The sequence below is a fragment of the Curtobacterium sp. PhB130 genome (assembly GCF_003755165.1).
Lineage (GTDB): Bacteria > Actinomycetota > Actinomycetes > Actinomycetales > Microbacteriaceae > Curtobacterium.
On the sequence record NZ_RKII01000007.1, the window covers coordinates 151,710 to 175,436 of the forward strand.

General features: G+C 72.7%; 19 protein-coding genes. 3 read left to right on the forward strand and 16 right to left on the reverse strand.

All coding sequences use genetic code 11. The annotated features are described in order from the left end of the window. Window positions 1-197: 197 nt before the first annotated feature. The 10 genes from EDF24_RS06580 to EDF24_RS06620 form a co-directional block, all read right to left on the reverse strand. Window positions 198-1,982, reverse strand: a complete 1,785-nt coding sequence (locus tag EDF24_RS06580) for a sulfite reductase subunit alpha (RefSeq protein ID WP_123701684.1) — start codon at window positions 1,980-1,982, stop codon at window positions 198-200. Next, window positions 1,979-7,534, reverse strand: a complete 5,556-nt coding sequence (locus tag EDF24_RS06585; protein ID WP_123701686.1) for a glutamate synthase-related protein — start codon at window positions 7,532-7,534, stop codon at window positions 1,979-1,981. Before EDF24_RS06585 ends, EDF24_RS06580 begins: the two co-directional genes overlap by 4 nt. A gap of 252 nt (window positions 7,535-7,786) precedes the next feature. After that, window positions 7,787-7,942 (reverse strand): hypothetical protein, encoded by a 156-nt coding sequence (locus tag EDF24_RS19100; protein ID WP_165931413.1) that lies wholly within the window; start codon window positions 7,940-7,942, stop codon window positions 7,787-7,789. A gap of 70 nt (window positions 7,943-8,012) precedes the next feature. Beyond that, entirely contained in the window at window positions 8,013-9,290 is a 1,278-nt protein-coding gene (locus EDF24_RS06590; RefSeq protein ID WP_123701688.1) for a bifunctional glycosyltransferase family 2/GtrA family protein, read from the reverse strand. Window positions 9,291-9,489: 199 nt separating this feature from the next. Continuing rightward, entirely contained in the window at window positions 9,490-9,876 is a 387-nt protein-coding gene (locus EDF24_RS06595) for a hypothetical protein (RefSeq protein ID WP_148070819.1), read from the reverse strand. Between the two features lie 190 nt (window positions 9,877-10,066). Then, window positions 10,067-11,590 (reverse strand): cell wall metabolism sensor histidine kinase WalK, encoded by a 1,524-nt coding sequence (locus EDF24_RS06600; protein WP_123701692.1) that lies wholly within the window; start codon window positions 11,588-11,590, stop codon window positions 10,067-10,069. A gap of 38 nt (window positions 11,591-11,628) precedes the next feature. Next, window positions 11,629-12,348, reverse strand: coding sequence for a response regulator transcription factor (locus EDF24_RS06605; RefSeq protein WP_123701694.1), 720 nt, complete (start codon window positions 12,346-12,348; stop codon window positions 11,629-11,631). An 11-nt stretch (window positions 12,349-12,359) separates the two neighbouring features. After that, window positions 12,360-14,423, reverse strand: coding sequence for a glycosyltransferase family 39 protein (locus tag EDF24_RS06610; RefSeq protein ID WP_260233374.1), 2,064 nt, complete (start codon window positions 14,421-14,423; stop codon window positions 12,360-12,362). A 133-nt stretch (window positions 14,424-14,556) separates the two neighbouring features. After that, window positions 14,557-15,369, reverse strand: coding sequence for a fructosamine kinase family protein (locus EDF24_RS06615; protein WP_123701698.1), 813 nt, complete (start codon window positions 15,367-15,369; stop codon window positions 14,557-14,559). A gap of 34 nt (window positions 15,370-15,403) precedes the next feature. Beyond that, complete coding sequence (locus EDF24_RS06620; RefSeq protein WP_123701700.1) at window positions 15,404-16,252, reverse strand: LysR family transcriptional regulator; 849 nt, start codon at window positions 16,250-16,252, stop codon at window positions 15,404-15,406. Window positions 16,253-16,322: 70 nt separating this feature from the next. On the opposite strand from EDF24_RS06620, the gene EDF24_RS06625 reads away from it, so the two are divergent. Then, a complete protein-coding gene (locus EDF24_RS06625; protein ID WP_123701702.1) occupies window positions 16,323-17,297 on the forward strand; it encodes a DMT family transporter in 975 nt (324 codons plus the stop codon). Here EDF24_RS06625 and EDF24_RS06630 read toward each other — a convergent pair. From EDF24_RS06630 to EDF24_RS06645, 4 genes are all read right to left on the reverse strand, one after another. Continuing rightward, window positions 17,275-18,135 carry a zeta toxin family protein gene (locus EDF24_RS06630; protein WP_123701704.1) on the reverse strand — a complete coding sequence of 287 codons (861 nt, stop codon included), beginning with the start codon at window positions 18,133-18,135 and terminating at the stop codon, window positions 17,275-17,277. The genes EDF24_RS06625 and EDF24_RS06630 overlap by 23 nt on opposite strands. Next, window positions 18,132-18,680, reverse strand: a complete 549-nt coding sequence (locus tag EDF24_RS06635) for a hypothetical protein (protein WP_132048216.1) — start codon at window positions 18,678-18,680, stop codon at window positions 18,132-18,134. The genes EDF24_RS06630 and EDF24_RS06635 overlap by 4 nt, the downstream gene beginning before the upstream one ends. Window positions 18,681-18,737: 57 nt before the next feature. After that, window positions 18,738-19,340: a hypothetical protein gene (locus EDF24_RS06640; protein ID WP_123701708.1), complete on the reverse strand. Its 603-nt coding sequence runs from the start codon at window positions 19,338-19,340 to the stop codon at window positions 18,738-18,740. A gap of 113 nt (window positions 19,341-19,453) precedes the next feature. Next, on the reverse strand, window positions 19,454-20,314 hold the full coding sequence (locus EDF24_RS06645; RefSeq protein ID WP_123701711.1) for a hypothetical protein: 861 nt from the start codon (window positions 20,312-20,314) through the stop codon (window positions 19,454-19,456). Between the two features lie 53 nt (window positions 20,315-20,367). Between EDF24_RS06645 and EDF24_RS06650 the strand changes: the two genes are divergently transcribed. Both EDF24_RS06650 and EDF24_RS06655 read left to right on the forward strand, forming a co-directional pair. After that, the gene (locus EDF24_RS06650) at window positions 20,368-21,075 is read left to right on the forward strand and encodes a CoA pyrophosphatase (protein ID WP_123701713.1); all 708 of its coding nucleotides are present in this window, start codon (window positions 20,368-20,370) and stop codon (window positions 21,073-21,075) included. A 4-nt stretch (window positions 21,076-21,079) separates the two neighbouring features. Then, window positions 21,080-21,934, forward strand: coding sequence for a UbiA family prenyltransferase (locus EDF24_RS06655; protein ID WP_123701715.1), 855 nt, complete (start codon window positions 21,080-21,082; stop codon window positions 21,932-21,934). 6 nt (window positions 21,935-21,940) lie between these two features. Here the strand turns inward: EDF24_RS06655 and EDF24_RS06660 are convergent, their stop codons facing one another. Next, on the reverse strand, window positions 21,941-23,119 hold the full coding sequence (locus tag EDF24_RS06660; RefSeq protein WP_123701717.1) for an NAD(P)/FAD-dependent oxidoreductase: 1,179 nt from the start codon (window positions 23,117-23,119) through the stop codon (window positions 21,941-21,943). Next, window positions 23,116-23,709: a TetR/AcrR family transcriptional regulator gene (locus EDF24_RS06665; protein ID WP_123701719.1), complete on the reverse strand. Its 594-nt coding sequence runs from the start codon at window positions 23,707-23,709 to the stop codon at window positions 23,116-23,118. The genes EDF24_RS06660 and EDF24_RS06665 overlap by 4 nt, the downstream gene beginning before the upstream one ends. Window positions 23,710-23,727: the final 18 nt, after the last annotated feature.

A 23,727-nucleotide genomic window follows, 5' to 3' on the forward strand; every position in this document is an offset into this window, starting at 1 on the left:
GTGCTTCCCCACGTCGGCTCAGGGCGCCACGTGGGTTCGAGAGACCCGGATCAGGGGGCTCTCGCACACTCCGTGCGGTCTCAGGACGCCGCCCCGCCCGAGGATTCGGGTTCCACACGGCGGGACGGCGTCCGCCGGGACAGAACGCGCACCGTGCGAGGTCCCGGACACGGTGGGACGGGCGCCGCCGCGCCCGCTCAGTACACGTCGCGCACGTAGCGCTTCGCGCGGCGCATGTCCGCCAGGTACTCCGCAGCGTCGTCGTCGCCCGCGCCGCGCTGCTCGGCGATCACCGCGAGGAGCGCCGACTCGACGTCCTTCGCCATCCGGGACGCGTCGCCGCACACCGTGAAGGTCGCGCCGGCCTCGAGCCACCGGTAGAGCTCCGCCGACTGCTCGCGCATCCGCGTCTGCACGTAGACCTTCTCCGCCTGGTCGCGCGAGAACGCCAGGTCGAGGCGGGTGAGCACCCCGGACTCCTGCAGCTCGGTGAGCTCGTCGCGGTAGACGAAGTCGGTGTCGCGGTGCTGGTCGCCGAAGAACAACCAGTTGTGCCCGGCGGCCCCGCGGGAAGCACGCTCGTGCAGGAACCCGCGGAACGGCGCGATGCCGGTGCCGGGGCCGACCATGATCAGCGGCGCGTCGTCGTCGGCCGGCACGCTGAACGCGGCGTTCGGCTGCAGGTAGATCCCGACCTCGTCACCGACCTCGACGCGGTCCGCCAGGTGCGTCGACGCGACGCCGGAGTGCCGGCGGTTCACGTCGCCGTACCGCACCGACGCGATCGTGAGGTGGATGCGGTCCGGGTGCGCGAGCGGGCTCGAGGAGATCGAGTACTGCCGCGCCTGCAGCGGCCGGAGGAACGGCAGCAGCTCGTCGAGTCCCGGTGCGGTGGACCCGGCGTCGCGGAGCAGGTCGAGGACGTCCCGACCCCACAGCCACCGGTCCAGCTCGTGCTTGTCACCGTGCGCGACGACCGCGGCGAGCTCGCTCGACGGGGCGCGCTGGACCAGGTCCGCGATGAGGTCCTTCGACGGCGTCCGGATCTCGCGGTCGGTGCGCAGCAGCTCGCGCACCGCGACGCCGTCGAACACCTCGTCGCCGGTGGCACCGAGGTGCGTCAGTAGTTCGGTGACGAGTCCGCCGTCGTTCAGGGGCACGACGGCGAGGGCGTCGCCGGCCGCGTACGTGATGCCGCTGTCGCCGAGGTCGAACTCGTAGTGCCGGATCTCCTTCGCGCTGCGCGGGTCGGAGAGCAGCCGGTTCTCCACCAGGCGGGCACGGTACGGGTTGCGCTTGTTCCACTGGGAACCCGGCCGGGAGGCACGGCTCGCGCCCGCCCCGTCGGCTGCGGTGGTCGTGGGGCCGGCTCCGCCAGCCTGGGTCCCGCCCGGCTGGGCGCCGGTCTCCGCGGCGATGCGGTCGAGGACGGCTGCGGTCCAGAGCGCAGCGGGGTCCTCGAAGTCGACGTCGCAGTCCACACGCTCGTGCACGCGGGTCGCGCCGAGCTGCTCGAAGCGGGTGTCGATGAGCTTGCCGGCCTGGCAGAACTCGTCGTAGCTCGTGTCGCCGAGCCCGAGGACGGCGTACTGCAGGCCCTCCAGGCGCGGCACCGTGCTCGCCTGGACCGCGTCCCAGAACAGACCGGCGTTGTCGGGCATCTCGCCCTCGCCGTACGTCGAGGTGACGACGAGCACGTGCGACATCCCGGCGAGCTGCTCGGGGGAGACGTCGTCGAGCGCGGTGGTCCGCCCGCCGAGCCCGCGGGCCTTCGCGCCGGCGACGAGCTGGTCCGCGAGGAACTCCGCGTTGCCCGTCTGGGTGCCGAACAGCACGTCGATCGTCGTCGTCGGTGCCGGTGCGGCGGACTTCTTGCCCGCGGCGGCGATGCCCGCGATGAACCCGGCGAGCCAGGACTCCTGCGCGGCGGAGAACGGGGCGTCGACCGGGATCAGCGAACCGGTCGGGGGCAGGAGGCTCACGCGGTCACCGCCTCGACGGGCGCCTGCGGTGCACGGCCGGCGATGTCCTCGAGCGCCGCGGTCGCGAGCAGCTCGTCGAAGCGGGCCGCGCGGACGCGACCGTCGTTCTTGGCGTTCTGGTGCATGATCCAGCCGGTCGTTCCGGGTGCGTCCATGCTGCGGTTGTTCCGCTGCGTGAGCGCACGCTTGTAGTCGTCGAGGCGCTTGATCGCGATGAGGGTCGCGAGCTCGTCGTCGGTGAACCGCTCGAGGGTGCCGCGGAGGTACTTCACCACGCGCTGCTTCACGAAGAAGTCCTCGGTGAGCACGAGGTTCTTCACGGCCTCGGCCACGCGGGGGTCGTTCGGGCTCGTCGCACCGGGGACCCGCTCGAGGGCGAGGTCCTGGGCGACGCCGAGCACCGTGTACGAGGACAGGAGCGAGAACATGTCGTCGCCCTGGTCGCCGAGCGCCGGGGCGCGGCCGTCGAGCACCGTGCGGCGGTCGCGGTAGTCGACCTTGAACGCGCGGAGCTTGTCGGTCGCGGTCGAGGTGGCCAGCTCGTCGAGGAGCTCGTTGCGGGTCGCTGCGGCGAGGATCGCCTCGGCGTCCTGGGTGAGCAGGAGCGCGCGGGGCATCCCGACGAAGACGTGCGTCCGGGTCGTGTCCCAGTCCGCGAGCAGGCGGCCCGCGAGCTCGGAGCCGGTGGCCTCGAGGTGCCACTCGAGGAGCAGCCGTGCGGCGTCCTCGTGGAAGGCGCCCCGCGTCGTGTCGGTGACCGGGAAGACGAGGAGCGAGTCGGTGCTGGCACGCTCCGCGACCTGGCCGGACGGGTCGTACTGGTAGAGGAACCCGCCGGACATGCCGTTGCCGAGGCCCTTGCCGAAGCCGCCGAGGTTGAACACCGCGCCGCCCGTCATGTACTCGCAGCCGAAGTCGCCGACACCCTCGACGACCGCGGTCGCACCCGAGTTCCGGACGGCGAAGCGGTCGCCCGCCTCGCCCTCGACGAACGTGCGGCCACCGGTCGCGCCGAACAGCGCGAAGTTGCCGATCAGGACGTTGCCGCCGCGGACGGCGCTGCCGCCACCGGGCGCGCGGACCACGATGCGACCGCCGCTCTGGCTCTTGCCGACACCGTCGTTCGCGGTGCCGGTGTGCTCGAGCAGGACACCGTCGTTGTTGAAGACGCCGTAGGACTGGCCGGCCGAACCGCTGGTGCGGATCGTCACCGCGCCGTCGACCAGACGGCGGCGACCGCGGTCGTCGGTCGTGACCGCGGGCACGTCGTCGAACGACGCGTCGCGGAGCTCGTGGTTGAGGATGCGCTCGACGTCGATGCCGAACTGGCCGCCGACGGACTTGTCCGCGTTGCCGAGGTGCACGCCGTCGATGGTGAGGGTGTGCTCGTGGCGCGTCAGGAGCGCGGCGCGGACCTGCTCGATGAGGGCGTCGTCGGTCCGGAAGTCCTTCTCGAGGTACTCCGGGTCGGTGACGATCTTCTCCGGCACCCGCGCGAGCAGGTTCCGGACGTCGAGCCGCCCGACGCTCGCCGGGTGGTCGAGGAGCTGCAGGAGGTCCGTGCGCCCGCGGGCCTCGCGCAGGGAGCGCAGGCCGAGGCGGGCGAGGATCTGCCGGACGTCGTGCGCGATGTTCAGCAGGTACTGCGCGAGCGCGCGGGGGTCGCCCTCGAACGCCTCGGCGTTCGTGGTGAGGCCCGCCGGGCACTTCACGTTGCAGTTCTTCGCCATCACGCAGCCGAGCATCATCAGCGCGGTCGTGCCGAACTCGAACGAGTCGCCGCCGAGCAGCGCGCTCGTGACGACGTCCGAGCCGGTCTGGTGCGCGCCGGAGCAGCGGAGCGTGACCTTCTGCCGGAGGCCGTTCGCGACGAGGGCCTGGTGCACCTCGGCCACGCCGATCTCCGCGGACCGGCCCGCGTACTTCAGGCTCGTGACCGCCGCGGCGCCGGTGCCGCCGGTGTTCCCGGCGACGTTGATGACGTCGGCGCCGGCCTTCGCGACACCCACGGCGATGGTGCCGATGCCCTCGGAGGACACCAGCTTCACGATCACCCGGACGCGGGCGGCCTTGCAGTCGTGGATGAGCTGCGCGAGGTCCTCGATGGAGTACGTGTCGTGGTGCGGCGGCGGGGAGATGAGCTCGACGCCTGGCGTGCCACCACGGGCCGCGGCGATGTCCACGGTGACCTTCGGCGCGGGCAGCTGGCCGCCCTCGCCGGGCTTCGCGCCCTGGCCGATCTTGATCTCGAGTTCCTCGAGCATCGGGTCGGCGAGGTAGCCCGCCCAGATGCCGAACCGGCCCGAGGCGAACTGCTTGATGCGGGAACCGCGGATCGTGCCGTAGCGGGAGTGGTGCTCGCCGCCCTCGCCGCTGTTCGACATGCCGCCGACCATGTTCGTGCCGTGCGCCACCGCCTCGTGCGCGGTGGCGACGAGCGCGCCGTGGCTCATCGCGCCCGATGCCAACGTGCGGGTGATCTCGTGGGCCGGCTGGACCTCGTCGAGTCCGACGCTCTCCGGGGCGCTCTCGAGCAGGGCGAGCAGGTCCGCGGCGAAGCCGGTGGCGCGGAGCGTCACCTGGTCGGCGTCGACGGCGTCGACGTCCACCTGGCCGGGGAAGAGCAGGCCGAGCCCGTGTGCGAGGGCCGTGTGGCGCTCGGTGCCGAGCGACCCCGTCGACGTGAGCTGCAGACGGAACCGCTCCGGGCCTCCCGGCTGCTCGTCGTCAGCAGACGGACGCGAGCCGAGCAGCCCGCGCACCGTGACGCTGCTGTTGCCCGTCAGGGAGAACCGGCCGAGCTCGCGGGCGAAGTCCTCCGCCGTGTCGATGCCCGTGACGTCCGCCGGCAGCGCGAGCACGTCACGGAGCGCGGACGGACGGCGGGACCGCTCGTCGTGCGTGGTCTGCAGGAACGTCCGGTAGCCGGGCGTGATGCGGAAGTCGTCGATCTCGGACTCACTGAGGCGGTCGTAGCCGGTGTTCCGGTACGCCGCGTCCGTGATGCCGAAGGCGTCGTCGAGCTGGCCGAGCGTCAGGAGCCGGAGCGCCTCGGAGTCGCCGGAGCGCTCGAAGGTCGGCCGTTCCTCGGTCATGCCGCCGAAGCCGCGGACGCTCGCGACACCGAACGAGTGCCCGGCACCGTCCGAGCGCTCCTTGAACAGGCCGAGGAGCGGCACCTGTGCGTCGCCCTGTACCGACCGGGCGCGCTCGTGCCAATCCGTCGCCGCCTGCGCGATGCGGGCGAAGCCGACACCGCCGACCGGGGCGTCCATGTGCGGGAACACCGTCGCGAACAGGTCGTCACGGGTGTCGAGGTAGTTCGGCTCGAAGAACTCGCCGCCGATGTAGCTCTCCGCGGTGCAGAGACCGACGCGGCCCATGGTCTTGGCGAGGGCCTTCTCCGCCGCCTTCCGGAACTTCGCGAGCGCCTGGTCGGTCGCGGTGTACTCACCGGCCGGAGCCGCAGCAGCGGGGTACTTCTCCTCGGCACGGAGCCGCGCGGAGAGGCTGTAGACCGCCGCGGCACCGAAGCCGAGCGCCGTCGCGACGTGGTGCGACGAGGGCAGCTGGCCGCTCTCGGCGACCACGGAGACCCGCAGTCGCAAGCCGGTCTCGATGAGGCGCTGGTTCACGGCGGCCACGGCGAGGATCACCGGCAGGGCCGCGTGCGTCGACGAGACGGCACGGTCGGAGAGCACGGCGATGCCACCGGTCTCCTTCGCGAACCGCTCCACCGCGCTGCTCAGGGCGTCGACGGCGGACCGCATCGCGTCCGCGTTCGCCTGCTCGTCGCCGAGCACCGGCACGTAGAGCATGTCGAAGCGCTCCAGCGGCACGATGTCCTGGTCGCGCAGGCGGACCATGTCGAGGTGCCCGAGGACCGGGGACTGCACGACGAGCTGCCGGGTCGCGGTGCCGGTGCCGTCCGGCTTGGCACCGAGTGCGACCCGCATGCTCATGCCGTCGGCCTCGCGGATGGAGTCGAGTGGCGGGTTCGTGACCTGGGCGAAGCGCTGCGAGAAGTACTTCGCCATGCCGCCCTCGGTGTCGCTGAGCGCGTTGATGGCGTTGCCGTAGCCCATCGCCGAGATCCGCTCCGACCCGTTCTGGAGCATCGGGTCGAGCATGAACCGGAAGCTCTCCTGGTTCAGCGAGTACGCCACGTAGCGGCCCTGCAGCGACAGGTCGCCGTCGTAGCCGAGGGTCGACGTGGTGCGGTCGTACGCGGGCGCGGGGAGGTCGTCGAGGTTCACCCGGGCAGCCTCGAGCAGCGTGCCGTAGTCCCGGCGGGCGGCGAGCATCTCCAGGACCTCGCCGGTGCGCATCAGCGAGCCGGTGCGGTGGTCGACGACGAGCATGCCGCCGGCCTCGATGCGGCCGCGGTGCGTGACCTCGGCGTCCGGGACGGTGACCTGGCCGGCCTCGGACGACACCATCAGGTACTCGTCGGTCTGCACGGAGCGCAGCGGACGCAGGCCGAGCCGGTCCAGGCGCGCGCCGACGACGTCGCCGTCGCTGAAGATCACGGCCGCCGGTCCGTCGTTCTTCTCCTCGTACAGGGAGAAGTACTCGAGCATCGCGCGGACGTCGTCGGTCAGGGTGTGGTCGTTCTCCCACGCCGGCGGCATCAGCGACACCACGGCCTCGACGATCTCCAGACCGTCGTCGAACACCCGGCTCTGCAGGGTCTGGTCGAGGCGGCTGGAGTCGGACTGCCCGGGAGGACGCACGATGCTGCGCGTGCGGGCCTGCGCGAGGGCCTCGTCCGACAGCCGGTTCTTCCGGTCCGTGTTCAGCTCGCCGTTGTGCGCCATCAGGCGGAACGGCTGCGCCATCGTCGGGTGCGGCTCGGTGTTCGTCGAGAAGCGGGTGTGGAAGTAGAGCGTCCGCACCGAGTGCCGCGGGTCGCGGAGGTCCGTGAAGTAGCCGATGACCTCGCCGGAGTTCAGGCGGCCCTTGAGGATCTGGGTGCGGGCGCTGAGGGACAGCGGGTACAGGGCGGCGTGCTCGGCGTGCTGCTCGGCTGCCTGGCCGTAGGAGACCGACTCGACGGCGAGCAGGGCGCGGTTCGCGGCGGCGTCGACGTCCTGCCGGGTCCAGTCCTCCGGCGCGCGGAAGACCCACTGCACGATGGGGAGCTGGTACTGCTCGGCCTCGGGACGCGCGACGGTGTGGTCGACCGGGACGTCGCGGACCAGGAGGAGCTCGAAGCCCTCGTGCTCGATGGCGTCGGTGACGGTGCGAACGGCGTCCGCGCGCTCGGCGGGGGTGCTCGGCACGAAGCAGTTGGCGACGCCGAAGTGGCCGGCGCGCAGCTCCTCGCCGGTGATCGCGCTGAAGAACTCCACCGACAGGTCGATGCTCACACCCGCGCCGTCGCCGACGCCCTCGGCCGACTTGCCGCCGCGGTGCGGGATCGCACAGAGCGCTTCGTCGCCCTTGCGGATGACGTCGTGGCTCGGCGTCCCGTCGAGACGGGTGATGAAGCCGACGCCGCAGTCGGAGGATTCGCGGGCAGGGTCGTAGAGACCGAAGGGGGAGGGGTTCACGAGCGGGTCCAGTGGAGCGAGTGCCGGCAGCGGACGACGGAGGCTGCAACGGTGGAGCGCTCGCCGCGGGCAGACCGGTGGTGGCAGTCGGGCCCTGTGGGGTTGTGGTGCGGTGAGGCGATGCTACGGCGCGGTATACCGCGCGCGCAACATCCCGCCCGGACGGTGCGGTGGTGCGGTTCGGCGCCGAACAACGGAAACCGATCCGCACCGCGGTCGTTCGCGGTTCGGATCGGTTTCCGTCGTGCTGCGCTACTCGGCGCCCTCGTCCTCTTCGGGGTTGAAGTGCGAGTCCTCGTCGGTGATGCCGGCGGCGACTCCGTCCGGGTCGTTCGGGATCGTGCCGTCCTTGCCGAGGCCGTCCGCCTTCTCGGTACCGTCCGGGTCCGGTGTGCTCGTGTCGGTCATGTGCTGCTCCTTCGCAGGGGGTCTCGGGATCCTCACGGTACGCGGGCGTCCTCAACGTCCCGCGGCGTCCTCAGCGCGACGCGGTGTCCGTGACCGGGAGCACCTCGGTGACGGCCTCGCTGCTCGCCTCGGCAGCGGGGGTGGTGCCCGCGCGGATGATCTCCGGGCGACGCCGGGCCCGGAACACCCACGCCTTGAACAGCACGAAACGGACCAGGGTGGCGACCAGGTTCGCCGCGGTGAGCACGGCGATCTCCGCCCCGTGGGACGACCCCGGGTCCGCGGCGTGCAGCACCACGAGCGACCCGGAGGTGATCGCCCACGCGATCCCGAACACGACGAGGCCCTGCACGTGGTGCCGCCCCGCGCCGGCCCGCCCGCGCACCCCGAACGTGAAGCGGCGGTTCAGCGCTGTGTTCCCGATCGCGGTGAGCAGCAGCGCGAGGAAGTCCGCCGTCTGCGCACCGATCGTCGGACGGAACAGTGCGTAGAGCAGGGCGAACGCGACCGTCGATGCGACACCGATCGCGCCGAAGCGCAGCACCTGCCCGACGATCCCGACGTGGGGCGGTGTGAACGGCCGACGCCCGATCGCGTCGTAGACGTCGCTGACGGGGACGCGTCCGGTCGCGAGACCCCGGGAGACCCGCCACATGCCCTTCAGGTCCTCCGTCGCGGTCGCCCGGATCTGCACGGACGAGTTGACGTCGTCCACCCAGTCCACGGGGACCTCGTGGACACGGAGGCCGGCGTGCTCGGCCAGGACGAGCAGCTCGGTGTCGAAGAACCACGCGTCGTCCTCGCAGAGCGGCAGCACGTGCTCGGCCACCTCGCGCGTGATCGCCTTGAAGCCGCACTGTGCGTCGGAGAACGAGACGCCCATCGTGGTCCGGAGCAGCAGGTTGTACGAGCGGGAGATGAACTCGCGCTTCCCGCCGCGCACCACCCGCGCCGAGTCCGCCAGGCGGGTGCCGATCGCCAGGTCCGAGTGTCCGGACAGCAGCGGGGCCACGAGGGGCTCGAGCGCGGCGAGGTCCGTGGACAGGTCCTCGTCGACGTAGACGAGCACGTGCGCCTCGGACGCGCCCCAGACGGCCTTGAGTGCCCGACCCCGACCCTTCTCGGGGAGGTGTACCGCGTCGACGCCGTCGAGCATCGCGGCGAGGTCGTCGGCGATCCGCGCGGTGTCGTCCGTCGAGGCGTTGTCGGCGATCGTGATGCGCCAGGTGTGGTGCAGCGACGTCCGGCAGAACGTGTGCAGGCGTCGGACGTGCGCTGCCAGCGTGTCCTGCTCGTTGTAGCAGGGGACGACGATGTCGATGTCGAGGGTCTGGTTCGTCTCCGTCATACCGCTGATGCTCGGCAGCGGGCCTGCGGGGACCGATGCAGCGTCCTGTGCCGCCGGTAAGAACCCCGCCAGCGCGGGGTGGTGTGTCACATGCCGCGCTGCTACGCTCGGCATTGCTCGTTGCGTTGAGCTTCGAGAAGTGGACCCGAGACCCATCCGGACGGTTGGGCGCTCGGGTCTTGCGCTTTCTCACCTCGGATCAGACCGACGGTCGGCGTTCAGATGTCCCACGACACCGTCGTCGCCACGGACCGCCTCGGGCCCAAGCCCAGGCGAGGGCATCCGGGATGGCGAGCAGTGGCTCGTCCGTCGCCGATGCGTGCCGGTGCTCGATCGGTTGGCGGATCCGATGCGACGCTTCGACGACACGTCGTCGATCCCGCGCGACCAGTGTCTCGTCGCGCTCGAAGCAGAGCAATGACGCCGGAGCAGCAGCGAGGTCCGTCACGAGCGCGTCGATGCACTGCGCGCGACGTTCGACTTCGCTCCGACCGTCCTTCGGTGCGCGGTAGATCAGCGTGTCGAGGGGGAGCGTCCCGATCCGGTCGAGGATGAGGCGTCGGCGACTCTCGCTCTCCTTGGTCATGTGCAGACGGTTCTGGCCGGGGAGCACGAGCCCGCGGATGGTCTTCCGAGCGATCCCGATGGACGTCGGGTCGATCGCAGTGGTCGCCAGCAGGTAGTCACGCGCTTTCGACTCGTCGATGAGGATGAGCCGCCGGGGCCCGTGATGCTCGTCCAGGCCGCACCTCCGAAGTCGCTTCCCACACTACATATCAGTTCGTCCGAGGGTGTGGATCGCGGGAAGAGGTCGGCGAAAGCGACAGTGCATCGGGGCGCGACCCGGGCAACGACACCGTGAACGCCGTCCGTCCCGGCTCGGATGCCACGCGCACCGCGCCGCCGTGCGACTCGACGACCGCGCGGACGATCGCGAGCCCGAGGCCGCTCGTCCCGTGCTCCCGGGACCGCGACGCCTCGCCCCGGGTGAACCGGTCGAAGAGGGTCGGCAGCGCGTCCGCGGGGATGGGTGGCCCGTCGTTCGTCACCACGAAGCGGACCTCGTCGGCCACCCGCTGCAGGGACACCACGACGGCGGTGCCGGCGGGTGTGTGCGTCCGGGCGTTCGCGAGCAGGTTCGTCACCACGCGGCGCAGTTGCACCTCGTCCCCGGTGACGACGATCGGCTCGTTGTCGACCTGCAGCGTCCACCGGTGCTCGGGTGCGGTGGCGCGGGCGTCCATCGTCGCCTCGACCACGACGGACGTCAGGTCCACCGGGTCCGATGCGGGGACGGGGGCGGCGGCCGTGTCCAACCGGGCGAGCAGCAGGAGCTCGTCGACGAGGGACCCCATCCGGACGGCCTCGCGCTGGATCCGGTCGACGTTCTGGTGCAGGGCGTCGACGTCGTCGGAGGCGGAGGACAGCTCGGCGTACGCCCGGACGGTGGCGATCGGCGTCCGGAGCTCGTGCGAGGCATCGGCGATGAACGTCCGCATCCCGGCCTCCGCGTCGCGACGGACGGTGAGCGCACGGGCCACGTGCCCGAGCAGCCGGTTGAGTGCGGATCCGACGGCCCCGACCTCGCGGTTCCGAGTGAGGTCGGCGGACGCGACCCGGACGGGGATGTCGGTGTCGCCGCGCTCGAGGTCGAGCGAGGTCACGCTCGACGCCACCGCGGCGACGTGTTCCAGCGGCCGCAGGGACCGGCGGACGAGCATCGCGCCGGCCCAGACCGCGACCAGCAGCCCGACGAGGGTCACACTGCCGATCACGGCCACCAGCCGGACGATGGAGGCGCGGAGGTCGCCGAGTGGCAGCGCCGTGACGTAGACGTCGCCGTCCGAGCCGATCGCCTGCGCACGGTAGCTGCCGAGCGAGCCGAGCGTGACCGTCACGGGAACCCCGTCGCTGTCCACCGCCGCCAGCGTCGACTTCTGCGCCGAGGTCAGGCCGTGCTGCTCGCCCGTCGCGTCGGTGTACCCGGCGAGCACCGATGAGCCGTCCCGGTAGATCGCGACGACGGTCCCGGCGGCCTGCCCCGGCGCCCCGATGAACGCGTTCGAGGGGTCAGGCCGGTCCGCAGCGGAACCAGACGAACCAGACGAACCCGAGGGAGCGCCCGGCGGCGTCCCGTCACCCGGCCCGAGCGTCCGGTTCGCCGCCGTCGAGAGCTCCGCGTCGAGCCGGTCGACCAGGTACCCCCGGTACGCCACGACGGTGACGACCCCGACGACGACGTTGGTCAGGACGAGCAGCAGCGCCACCGCCCCGACGATCCGCCACCGGAGCGATGGCACCCGACGAGCGCCAGGCACCCGCCGCGCCCCAGATCCGTTCACGCGACCGGCCGCAGCACGTACCCGGCACCGCGCACGGTCTGCACGAGCGGCGACCGCCCGGCGTCGACCTTCCGCCGCAGGTACGACACGTACATGTCGACGAGGTTCGACGACGACCCGAAGTCCATCCCCCACACGTTCGTCAGGATGTTCTCCCGCGACAGCACCCGGTTCGCGTTCCGCGCCAGGTAGCGCAGCAGCTCGAACTCCGTGGGGGTCAGCTCGATGGCGTCCCCGGCACGGGTCACGGTGCGCGAGTCCTCGTCGAGCACGAGGTCGCCGACGGCGATCCCCGCGGCGGCGGTCGATGCGACCCTGGCGGAGGTCCGCGCCAGGATCCGCGCCCGCACCAGCAGCTCGGCGACGCCGAAGGGCTTCGTGAGGTAGTCGTCGCCGCCACGGGTGAGTCCGGCGAGCCGGTCCTCGGAGGAGTCCCGTGCGGTGAGGAACAGCACCCGGACGTCGTCGCGGGCATCGCGGAGCCGGTCGAGCACCTCGAACCCGTCGATGTCCGGCAGCATCACGTCGAGCACGATCACGTCGGGCTGGAACTCCCGGGCCGCGAACAGGACGTCCCGTCCCCGGTGCACGGCACGCACGACCCAGCCGTCCGCCTCGAACGCGAGGCGGACGGCATCGGCCAGGGCGTGCTCGTCATCGACGACGAGGGCACGGACGGGTGTCCCGTCGGTGCGCTGCAGCGGTCGGTCGGCCATCGGGGCCGAGCCTACTCACCGCTCGACAGGTCGTAGACGGTCTGCCCGCCGACGGTCGTCGCACTGTAGTTCGCCGCGACCCACGCCGAGATGGCCGAGGCCGTTGATGATCCGCCGGCCATCCCGCCACCCGTCCCGGAGGAGATGTAGTAGCTGATGTCACCAGCTGCGACGTCCGCCTCGAACTCGGCGAGGGTCGGCGTCGGGTCACTCGACCAACCGCCGATCGCCATCACGGCGGTGTCGGTGTCGAGCTCCAGCTGCGCGGCGGACTGCGATCCGTCCACCGCTGCGGCCCACTTCGTGTCCGTCGCCTCGAGCAGCTTCGCGAGCGCTGACGACGTCGAGGCGCTCTCGCCACCGCCACCGGTCGCGTCACCACCGGCCGGGAGGCCCGTCCCCGACTCCGCATCGGACGTCCCGTCCGGCAGGGCCGGCGGTCCGGCGCTGTCGGAACCGGTGCTGTCGGAGCCGTCGGTGTCGGAACCGGGGGCGGTCCCGCCGGGTCCACCCGAGCCTCCCGGCATGCCGCCGCCACCCATCCCGGAACCGGACGACCCCGACGGACCGACGCTCGGGATGGAGCCGGTGTGCGCGACGGTGGTCGTGGCGACGGCGTAGGCGGTGGTGCCGGTGAGCCCGAAGAGCGTGCCGGCGAGGACGCCCACGGCGACGAGCTTCCGGAGCGACGGGACGCTGCCGACGATGACGGCGATCGCGGAGAGCAGGCCGCCGGCGAGCATCACCCAGCGGAGCCACGGCAGCCACGTCGGGTTCTCGTTGAGCAGGCACCAGCCCCAGAACGCCGTGACGCCGATCATCGCGGCGAGGCCCATCCGGCCTCGCATCCGGTCCCGGGCGTGCCAGAGCAGGGCGCCACCGGTCCCGACGAGTCCCGCGATCGCCGGGGTGAGCGCGACCGTGTAGTACGGGTGGATCGTGCCGGACATGTAGGAGAACACGAGCCCGGTGACGATGAGCCAGCCGCCCCAGAGGACGAGGCCCGCGCGCACCGGGTCGGAGAGCTTCCGACGCCCGACGACGACCAGGCCGAGCACGAGCGCGACGAGTGCCGCGGGCAGCAGCCACGAGATCTCGAGGCCCATCTCCGAGGAGAACAACCGGTCCAGGCCGGTCGACCCGCCGAACGACGACCCGGCGGTGCCGCCGGTCGCGCCGCCGCCGTTGCCCGAGCCGCCGAAGATCCGGCCGAGGCCGTTGTACCCGAAGACGAGATCGAGGACGGTGTTGTTCGTCGAGCCGCCGATGTAAGGCCGGGCGTCCGCGGGCCAGAGCGCCACGGCGAGGACCCACCAGCCGGCACCGACGACGAGCGACCCCGCCGCGATCAGGAGGCCGACGATGCGCTTCGGCCAGGTCGTGCGCGCCGCGATGAGGTACACGATGCCGAACGCCGGCAGGACCAGCAGTCCCTGCAGCATCTTCGTCAGGAACGCGAAGCCGAGGGCGACACCGGCGAGGGCGATCCACTTCCAGCTGCCCCTCGGGAGCGCCCGCACCGTGCAGTACGCGCCCGCGGTCATCAGCAGCACGAGGAGTGCGTCCGGGTTGTCGAACCGGAACATCAGCGCCGCAGCCGGGGTCGCCGCGACGACGAACCCGGCGAGCAGGGCACCGACGTTCGCGGTGCTCGAGCCGAGCCGGACGAGCGTGCGCCGCACCGTGCCCCAGACCAGCGCGACCGAACCCACGGCCATCAGCGCCTGGGGGAGCAGGAGGCTGAAGCTCGAGAAGCCGAACAGCCGGGCGGAGATGACCATCACCCACAGCGATGCCGGCGGCTTGTCGACCGTGATGAAGTTCGACGAGTCGAGGGAGCCGAAGAAGAAGGCCTCCCACGACTTCGTGCCGGCCTGGACGGCGGCGGCGTAGAAGCTGTTGGCGTACCCGGACTCGCTGAGGTTCCAGAGGTACACGACGGCGGTGACGACGAGGAGCAGCCAGAACGCCGGCCGGAGCCAGCGGGCGTCCTCGCGTTCGCCGAGGAAGAGCCGCGCGGCGGCTCGGCGACGGGTCGGCGCACCCGAGTGCGCACGGTCGCCTCGATCGGTCACGGGAATCGGGTACGTGGTCATGTCCGTGAGCATCCGGGGTGTTCCCCGAACGCCGCCATGTGCTCCCTGTGGCGCGTCTAAGGACTGCGGCGCGCGGAGCGGCGGGCGGGCGGCGGTGCGGCCGCGGGGCCCGTCAGGCGTAGCGGCGGGCGGCGTGCAGCGCTGCCCCCGTGTACGAGCCGCCGAACAGCAGCACGTGCAGGAGCAGCGGGGCCAGCTGGTGCAGCTCGACGCGCTCCTGCCACCCGGACGCCAACCGGGACTCGGCGTCGTACGCCGCCAGCACCGTCTCGAGGCGCGGGAGCCCGAACAGCGCGAGCAGCGCCAGGTCCGTCTCCGCGTGCCCGCCGTGCGGTGTCGCGTCGATGAGCACCGCGCCCGTCGGCTCCGAGGCGTCGGTCGGCCACAGCACGTTGCCCGCCCACAGGTCGCCGTGCAGCCGCGCCGGTCCGTCGCCGACGAGTGCGGGCTGCGCGGAGCCGAGCGTGCCGTCCTCGACCCGGTCGGCGACGCGGTCGAACACGGCGGCCTCGGCCGTGTCGAACCCGCCGGTGTCCACGATGCGGCGGACGAAGTCGCGGATCCGGTACTCGGCGAAGAACGCGCCCCAGGTGGCGGGGGCGTCTGCCGCGCTGACGAAGGGGGTGCGCGAGCGGCCCATCCGGAGCGGTCCGACCGCGGGGAACCCGGGCGGCGGCGCTCCCCAGTGCGACGCTCCCGCCGCGTGTGTGTGCGCGAGCGACCGACCGAAGCGCTCCGCCTGGGGCTTCGTCGGCGAGCCGTCGGAGATCAGCTCGAGGTCGAGCACGGTGGGGCGGGGGCGTCCGAGGACCCGTGCGATCCGGGTCCCGCCGTGCTCCTCGGCTTCGGCGAGCCACTCCAGGCCGGCGGCTTCGGCCGCGGCCTCGTTCGGGTCGGTGAAGGTCTTCACGTGCGTCTCGGCCATCACCCCATCCTGCCGACGCACCCTCCGCGCCGCGTCAGACCGCGTCGACGAGGGCCTGCGTGAGCGGGTTCCACGGGCGGGACGACGGGCCGCTGAGCACCAGCGTGCGCTCGAGCCGGGGGAGCGTCGGCACCATCACGAGGTCCGGCGGCAGCATCACGCGGCCGAGCGTCGGCACGATCGAGACGCCCTCGCCCCGCTGGATCATGCCGAACATCGTGCTCATCTCCCGGACCCGGTGCGCGTACCGGAAGGGCTGCCCGGCGAGCTCGTGCATCCGCTCGATCTGGTACTCGCACCCGCCACCGCCCGCGACGAGGCCGTCCTCGTGCAGGTCGTCGAGCGTCAGCGCAGTGGCCTCGGCGAGCGGGTGGTCGCGGCGGACGACCGCGGCCATCTCGTCCCGCGCGACGACCACCGACCCGTCCGGCATCGTCGCGGGGTCGACCAGCACGGCGGCGTCCACGGTGCCGGCCTCCAGCCACTCCGGCATCTCGTCGTCGTCGCCCTCGTAGACCTGCACGTCGACGTCGGGCAGCGTCACCGCCCAGAGCTCGCGGAGCCGCGGCAGCAGGCCCTGGCAGACGGTGGGGACGGCGGCGAGGCGCACGGTGCCGCGCGCCGTGCCGGGCCGGACCACGGCCTCCAGGCTGTCGACGGAGGCGAGCACGCTGCGGGCGTGCGGCAACAGGCGTTCCCCGAGGGGAGTCGGTGCGGCGACGCCGCCACGGCGGAGGACGGCACCGCCGACCTCGCGTTCCAGCCCGGCGACGGCGTGCGAGACGGCGGACTGGCCGACCCCGAGTGCCGATGCGGCGAGCGTGAACGACCCGCGGTCGACGGTGGTGACCAGGGCGCGGAGCTGCGCGATCGTGACGGGCATGTGATCTCCTCATGAGCGCATGAAGCAGATGCGTTTGCCTCATGCGGTTCGCTGCCTCGACACTAGCGGCATGAACGGCATCCTGTTCGTGCTCGTCGCGCTCACCTGGGGATCGAGCTTCCTCTTCATGAAGATCGGCCTCGAGGGGCTCTCCCCGCAGCAGGTCGCGCTCGGCCGGGTGCTCCTCGGCGCCCTCACGCTCGTCGCGATCCTGCTCGTGACGCGTCGCCGGTGGCCGCGGTCGATCCGGCTGTGGGGGCACCTGCTCGTCGTCGCGGTGTTCCTCAACGCGGTGCCGTCGTCCCTCGTCGCGTGGGCCGAGCAGACCGTGCCGAGCGGCCTCGCGAGCATCTACAACGCGACCACGCCGATCATGGTGCTGCTCGCGCTGCCCCTGCTGCTACCGGCGGAGCGACTGCGTGGACGGCAGCTCGCCGGCGTCCTCATCGGGATCCTCGGCGTGCTCGTCCTGGTCGGGCCGTGGAGCCTCGTCGGCGACCCCGCGGTCCTCGCGACCGTGCCCGGGCAGGTCGCGCTGATCGGGATGACCGCCTGCTACGGGTTCGGCCTGGCCTACATGCGCCGGTTCGTCGCCGGCAGCGGGTACGACGCGATCACGCTGACGACCGTCCAGCTCACGCTGGGTGCGGGGCTGATGCTGCTGGTCGCGCCGTTCACGGCGACCGGCGCCGTGCACCTGGACTGGAGGATCGTGGCCGCGATGGTCGCGCTCGGGTGCCTCGGAACGGGGCTGGCCTACGCGTGGAACACCGGGCTCGTGCAGGCATGGGGCGCGGCGCGGGCGTCCACCGTGACGTACCTGACGCCCGTGGTGGGCGTGGTGCTCGGCGTGCTGGTGCTCGGCGAGCGGGTGCGGTGGAACGAGCCGGTCGGCGGCGTGGTGATCCTGCTCGGGATCGCGCTGGCGTCGGGGATGCTCCGGCGGCGGGCGCGCGGCGTTGCCGATGGGGCTGGCACGGGTCCGGCCGTGACCCCGGCCGCAGCCGCCGCTGCAGAGCCGGTCAGCCGATCCGCTCGACCGTGACGTGCCAGCCGAGGTCGGTCGCCCGCCGTTCGAGCTCGGAGGCGTTCGACCGGCACCGCGAGCCGCCGTCCGCCGGGTAGTACCGGCGGATCGCCGCCTCGGGTACGAACCGACCGCCGAGCGGGTCACCGCCGCGCCGGACCTGCCACCAGCGCTCGGTGGCCTGTTCGAGCGCGGATCCGAGCGGCACCTCGACGTCGACGATCCGCAGGCGGTCGTACCCGGCCTCGTCGAGGTCGGACAGCAGGTCGTCGAGGTAGTCCACGCTCGACAGCGTCCCGTGCACGACGACGTTCTCGCCGTCGCGCAGCGACCGACGGCGGAGCGTGTCGGCGACGGCCGTCGACTCGGCGTGCACGTACCCGGCGAGCTCGCGTCGCTGCACCGGACGGCCGTCCGCGAGCACCCGGCTCGTCCACGCGTCGAGCAGCCCGTCGGCGGCGGCCCGCTCGAGCAGGGGGTCCTTGAAGTCGTCGGCGTCGATGTGCCGGTAGTCGTCGAGCTCCGGCATCCGAGCCAGCGCGGTCGTCTTGCCTGCACCGGGCGGACCCGCGGTGACGACCACGGCCAGGGTGCCGTCGTCCGGCGGGGCCGGCGTCCGCGCGGTGTGTTCGGCGAGCAGCTCCTCGTGCAGGCGCAGCCGTTCGGCCGTGTACAGGAAGCCGTCCGGGGCGTAGCGGAGCCGGCTGCTGGCGGCGGGGTCGTCGGTCCACGGATCGTCGAGGCACGCCTCCTGGAGGAAGGCGGCGAGCTCCGCGGCCGTGCGGTCACGGAGGTCGCGGTCGCGGAGTTCACGGTCGCGGTCGCGTGCCGCGCGGTCGTCCTGGTCGGTGGTCACCGTCGGTGCGCCCGGCCGAGGCGGCCCGCGATCGCCTTGCGGACGGTCTCGTACTCGCCCTCGCTGATGAGGCCGTCCTGGAAGGCCGCGGCGAGTTCCTTCGCGGTGCCGGTCTGGGCAGCGGCGCTGTCGTACCCGGCGTCACGCGCCGGTGTCCGGTGGGTCATCGCCATCGTCGAGAGCTCGCGGACCATGGTGTCCGAGTCGATGAGGCCGGCCTGGCGCTGCGAGATGACCTCGCGCGGTGAGGGGTGCGACGCGGTGAGACCCCGTCGGGTCAGGCGTCGGGACACCTCGGGCTGCGAGATGCCGGCGAGCCGGGCGATCTCACGCTGGGGGATGCCGAGGTCGGCGAGCTCGAAGATGCCGCGGCGGAGCTCCATCTCGGCGAGGTGCTGCTGCTCGCGGCTGTGCAGGACGCTGAGCACCGCCGCCCGGACATCGGCGGCGTTCCCGTCCATCCGCGACGTCAGGGCGTCCACGAGGGACTCCACGTCGTGTCGTGTCCGGCGCCCGGCTCCGCGTCGGGGATCGATGCTCGTCATGCTGACTCCGTTCCCGCTGATACGGATCGTATCGCCCTTCTCGACGGACGTCCGTGGTCAGTTCGCCCGCGGGCGCGGCTGCTCCTCGGCGAAGCGGCTGCGTTCCTCGTCCTGGAACGCCGCGAAGTCGTCGGCGAGGGTCGTGCACGCTCGGTCGAGGACCCAGGTGCTCCTCGCCGTCCGCATGGTCCGGCGGTCGATCGCCGCGGCGTCGTCACGGGATCCACAGGTCGTGCTCTGCCGCGCCGCCGACAGGGCCTTCCGATCGCGCACGACCGTCGCGATCAGCACCCTGCCGCTCGGACGTGCCGGGAGCGCCGCCGCGCCGGGCTGGTCCATCGCGGACCGACCGGCCGGAGTCGCGTCGGCGCCCGGCCGGTCGGCGTAGGCCCGCGTCGTCCTGTGCTCGTTCGGCAGGACGACCCCGCGCACGCGGACGAGGGCCGTCCCCGCGCCGACGATCGACGCCCGCGCCGTGGTCATCGTCGCGGTGCTCTGCGCCACCGCGAGGGAGCAGGCCCGGTCCGTGTCCGCGGCGGCGACCCGCATGGACGTGACGGTGACGCCCGCGGCGACGATGGTGGTGGTGGCGGCCACGACCGCGACGGCGTGCCGATGCGGCTTCGGCTCCTGGGCTCCGGTCTCGTGCGACACCGTCATCGCCTCCTGGCGGTGGTGTGGCAGGCGCCGTCACCTCTGCGCGCAGGCTACTCCGTCGCCGGGCCGCGGGCCGCGGGCCGCGGGCCGCGGGGTCGCCGGGCCGACGTGCCGGCTCAGGCGAGGTCGTCGACCGCGCTCACCTCGAACACCTCGAACCGCTCGTCGGCCAGGACGTCGGCGATCAGGCCGCGCGGACCCGCGACGAGCGTCGAGTCCGCGTCGACCTCGGTCGCGACGACCCAGGCGTGGTCCTCAGGCCAGAGCAGCTGTGGTGTGTGCCCGAAGTCCAGGTAGGTGCCGACCCGCGCGTCCGCCATCCACGTCGGATCGGCGAGCTCCGGCAGGGTCACCGCGAGCAGCAGGTACTCGCGGAACGGGAGCTCGAGTCGTGGCCCGGCGAGCGACGCCACGAGCGCGTCCTGCGCACGGCGGTGTTCCGCCGCGGCGTGTGTCGCGTACTCGTCGAGCTCGGAGCGTTCGGTCGCCGTGAGCGTCGCGGAGTCCTGCCACCCGACGACGAGCGTGGAACTGCCGTTCAGGTCGCCCCACCCGTCCCACAGTGCCATGACGAGGTCGAGCGGTGTCGTCGTCGCACGGGTGAGGAGCTCGGTCAGTGCGGCGAGGTGCCGTGGGTCGAACCACCCCTCCTCGGGCAACCCCACCCGCCATCCGTCGTCGAAGCGCAGCTCGGTCTCGTCGTCTCGACCACTCACCGTGCGCCAGGGGACGTCGGCTCGCACGGTGGCTCCGGTGCGCTCGGCCACGTCCGACCACCGCCACGTCGCGGAATCGAGGACGGGGTGTTCACCGAACTCGTCGGCCGCCGCGGAACGGTCCTCACGGTCGGCCTCGAGCGGGTGGAGGATCCGAGCGTACGACTCGAAGCCACTCCCGACGGTTCCGCCCACCGTCCCGAACGCCTGCATGCGGGGGATCAGCCACGCACCACGGCTGACGTCCTCGACCTTGTCCACGCGTCGAGCGTAACCGGCGGTCGGCCGCGCGCCGAGGTGGCAGGATCGGCTCCATGCGGGCGGACGACGAACGGACGGCGGCGAGCGCGCGCGCCGAGCTCTCAGCACTGGTCGCCGACGACGTGGCGCCGTGGGCGATCGACCTGCCGCCGGTGGACGACCCGCGGCAGGCGGCGGTGCTCATCCTCTTCGGGGAACTCGACCGGGTGCCGAGCACGCACAGCGCACACGACGGAGCGGTCTCGGTCGACCTCGACGTCCTCCTCCTCGCCCGCGCCGACACCCTGCGTGCGCACCCGGGCCAGGTTGCGTTCCCGGGCGGCCGGCTGGACCCCGGTGACGCGAGCCTGGTCGCTGCCGCGCTCCGCGAAGCGCGTGAGGAGACCGGCCTCGACCCGTCCGGCGTCGACGTGCTCGGCGTGCTCCCCGCGGTCCCGCTCGCGTTCTCCCGGCACCTGGTCACCCCGGTGCTCGGCTGGTGGCGCGATCCGTCGCCGGTCCGCGTCGTCGACGAGGCCGAGTCGGCGGCGGTGTTCCGGGTCCCCGTTGCGGACCTGCTCGCACCGGCGAACCGCGGCGTCACGGTGATCCGCCGGGACGGCCGGGAGTGGCGCGGCCCGGCGTTCACGGTCGCCACCGCGGGCGGCCAGCACGTGGTGTGGGGCTTCACCGCGACGCTGCTCGATGCACTGTTCGACCGCCTCGGCTGGACGGAGCCGTGGGACCACGACCACGAGGTGGCGCTGCCGTCCGTAGGGTGAACGGATGACGTCACCGGTGCGCTTGCTCTTCGCCTCGTCGCACCCCGGGCCGACGGTCACGGTCACCGTGCTCGCCGCCGTCATCGCCGCCGCCGTCGGGCACCCCTGGTGGCTTGTGGTCCTCGTCGCCCTCACGGTCGTCGCCGGGCAGCTGTCCATCGGTCTCGCGAACGACTGGATCGACGCCGACCGGGACCGCGCGGTCGGTCGCTCCGACAAGCCGGTCGCGCAGGGGCTCATCGCGGTCCGCACGGTCCGGTCCGCGGCGTTCACCACGGCCGGGGCCGCCGTGGTGCTCTCGCTGTTCCTCGGACCGGTCGCCGCCGTCGCGCACCTGGTCCTCGTGGCCGCCGGGTGGGCCTACGACGCCGGACTCAAGCGCTCGGTGTGGTCGGTCGCGCCGTTCGTCGTCGCGTTCGGGCTGCTCCCCGTCGTCGCGGTCTCGGCCGGTCCCGAGCCGCAGTTGCCGGCGGCGTGGGCGATCGCGACCGGAGCCGTGTTCGGGGTCGCCATCCACTGCACGAACGTGCTGCCGGACCTGGTCGACGACGCTGCCACCGGCGTCCGTGGGTTCCCGCACCGGCTGGGGCTGCGGGCGTCCGGGATCGTCGCGTTCGGCTCGCTCGTCGTCGCGGCGGGCCTGGTGCTGTTCGGGCAGCTCGCCGGCGACGACCCGGTCCGCGGCGTCGGGGTGGTGCTCGCGGTCGCCGGCACGGTCGTGGTGGTCGTGCTGGCGGTCGTCGGCGTGCGTCTGGTCCTCACCGGTCCGCCGACCAGGACGCTGTTCCGGCTGGTCATCGTCTCGTCGCTCGTCCTCGTCGTCGAGCTCGGGTTGGCCGGGGCGCGCCTGGTCGCCTGAGGCGGATCAGGCCCACCGCATCGCGTACAGACGCGCGAGCGCATCCGCGGACGGGAGGCGCAACAGCGTCCGCAACAGCACCTCTCGTCCGAGCTGTGTCGGCCCCACTGCCCGTCCACCGAGTGCCATGTTGGCCTCGGCCTGACGAGCCGCCCGGCGGGCAGCCGCCTGACGGCGTCGCGCGTACGCCGGCCACGGGCCCGCACTGCCCGTCCGGACGCCCTCGGTCAGCAGGGGTGCCAGGTCCGCGGCGTCGAGCCACCCGAGGTTCATGCCCTGCCCGCCGATCGGGCTGATCTCGTGCGCGGCGTCCCCGATGAGGACGACCCGGCCCACGCCGACCCGCACGGCCGCACGCCGCCGGACCCGGAACCCGCTGAGCATCGAGCAGCTGTCCGCATCGACCGGCGCCCCCGTGCGGTCCCGGATCGTCTGCGCGAGCGACACGGCGTCGACCTCGTCGTCGGCGGCGGGTCCGCGACCCACGAGTGCGACGTACCGGCGGCGACCGTCCGGCAGCGGGAAGGACTCCACCACGCCGTCCGGCCCGACGTCGACCAGGGCGGCGGACCGCGCGGACCCGGGCTCCGGATCCGCGAAGTCGCCCATCACGTAGCGGTCCGGGTACTCGCGCCCGGTGGTGCCGATCCCGAGGAGGTCCCGCACGGTGCTCCGCGCGCCGTCCGCGCCGACGACGAAGGACGCCCGCACGGCGACCGGTTCGCCGTCCGGGCCGGTGCCGGCCGCGTCGACGTGGTCCTGGCTGCGCTCGAGCGCGGTCAGGGTGACTCCGGTCCGGAGTGCCTCGGGAGCAGCGGCGGCGAGGCGCTCCCGCAGGATCCGTTCGGTTCGGTGCTGGTCGAGTGTGGCGACGTACGGGTGGGTGTCGGAGGCGCGGTCGAACGACAGCGTGCCGAGTGTCCGGCCCCGGCTCCGCGCCACGCCGCGGTGCACCAGCGCCGCCTCCGCGAGGACCGGCGCGGCCGCGTCGATCGCGGCGAACGCGTCGAGCGACGGCGGGTGGATCCCGATCGCGCGGGACCCCGCCGGTTCGGCGGTCCGCCGTTCCCAGACGATCACGTCGACGCCCGCGTGCGCGAGGAGGGCGCCGAGGAAGACCCCGACGGGTCCGCCGCCGACGACCAGCACCTCGGTCCGCTCCGCGCGGGGCGCCGCGGGCGTCACTCGGACGTCCCCCCGACGGTGCGCCCGGTCGCCACCAGGCTCGTCAGGGCGTCGAGGCGCTCCCGGGCGATGGTCGCGAGCGAACGGTCCTCACCGGGGGCGATCCACTGCTGGAACGACAGGTGGAACACGGTCACCCCGGTCTCGGCCGCCAGGGTGGCCGCGGGTTCGGGGACACCGCGGTCGCGCAGCACCTCGCCCAGCCGGACCTTCAGCGTGGCGAGCTTGCCGAGTTCGCGTTCGCCGAGGGAGGGTTCGGCGTCGATGATCGTCTGCCGCACCCGGGAGAACGGTCGCCGGTCGTGGGGGAAGTAGTCACCCGCGGCATCGAGGGAGCGCGCGATGAGCTCGAACGGCGCCGTGTCCGCGGGGGCTGCCGTGATCGGGTCGATGAACAGCGCGAGGAAGTCGTCCTGCCCGGCGAACAGCACCTCGCGCTTGTCGGCGAAGTGCCGGAAGAAGGTGCGCTCCGTGACCTCGGCCGCGGCGGCGATCTCGGCGACGGTCGTCTGCTCGAACCCCTGCTCGGCGAACAGGCGCAGCGCGACCGCCTGCAGTCGTTCACGCGTTCCGGGTTGCCATCGGGCCATGGGGAGAGTCTACTGATG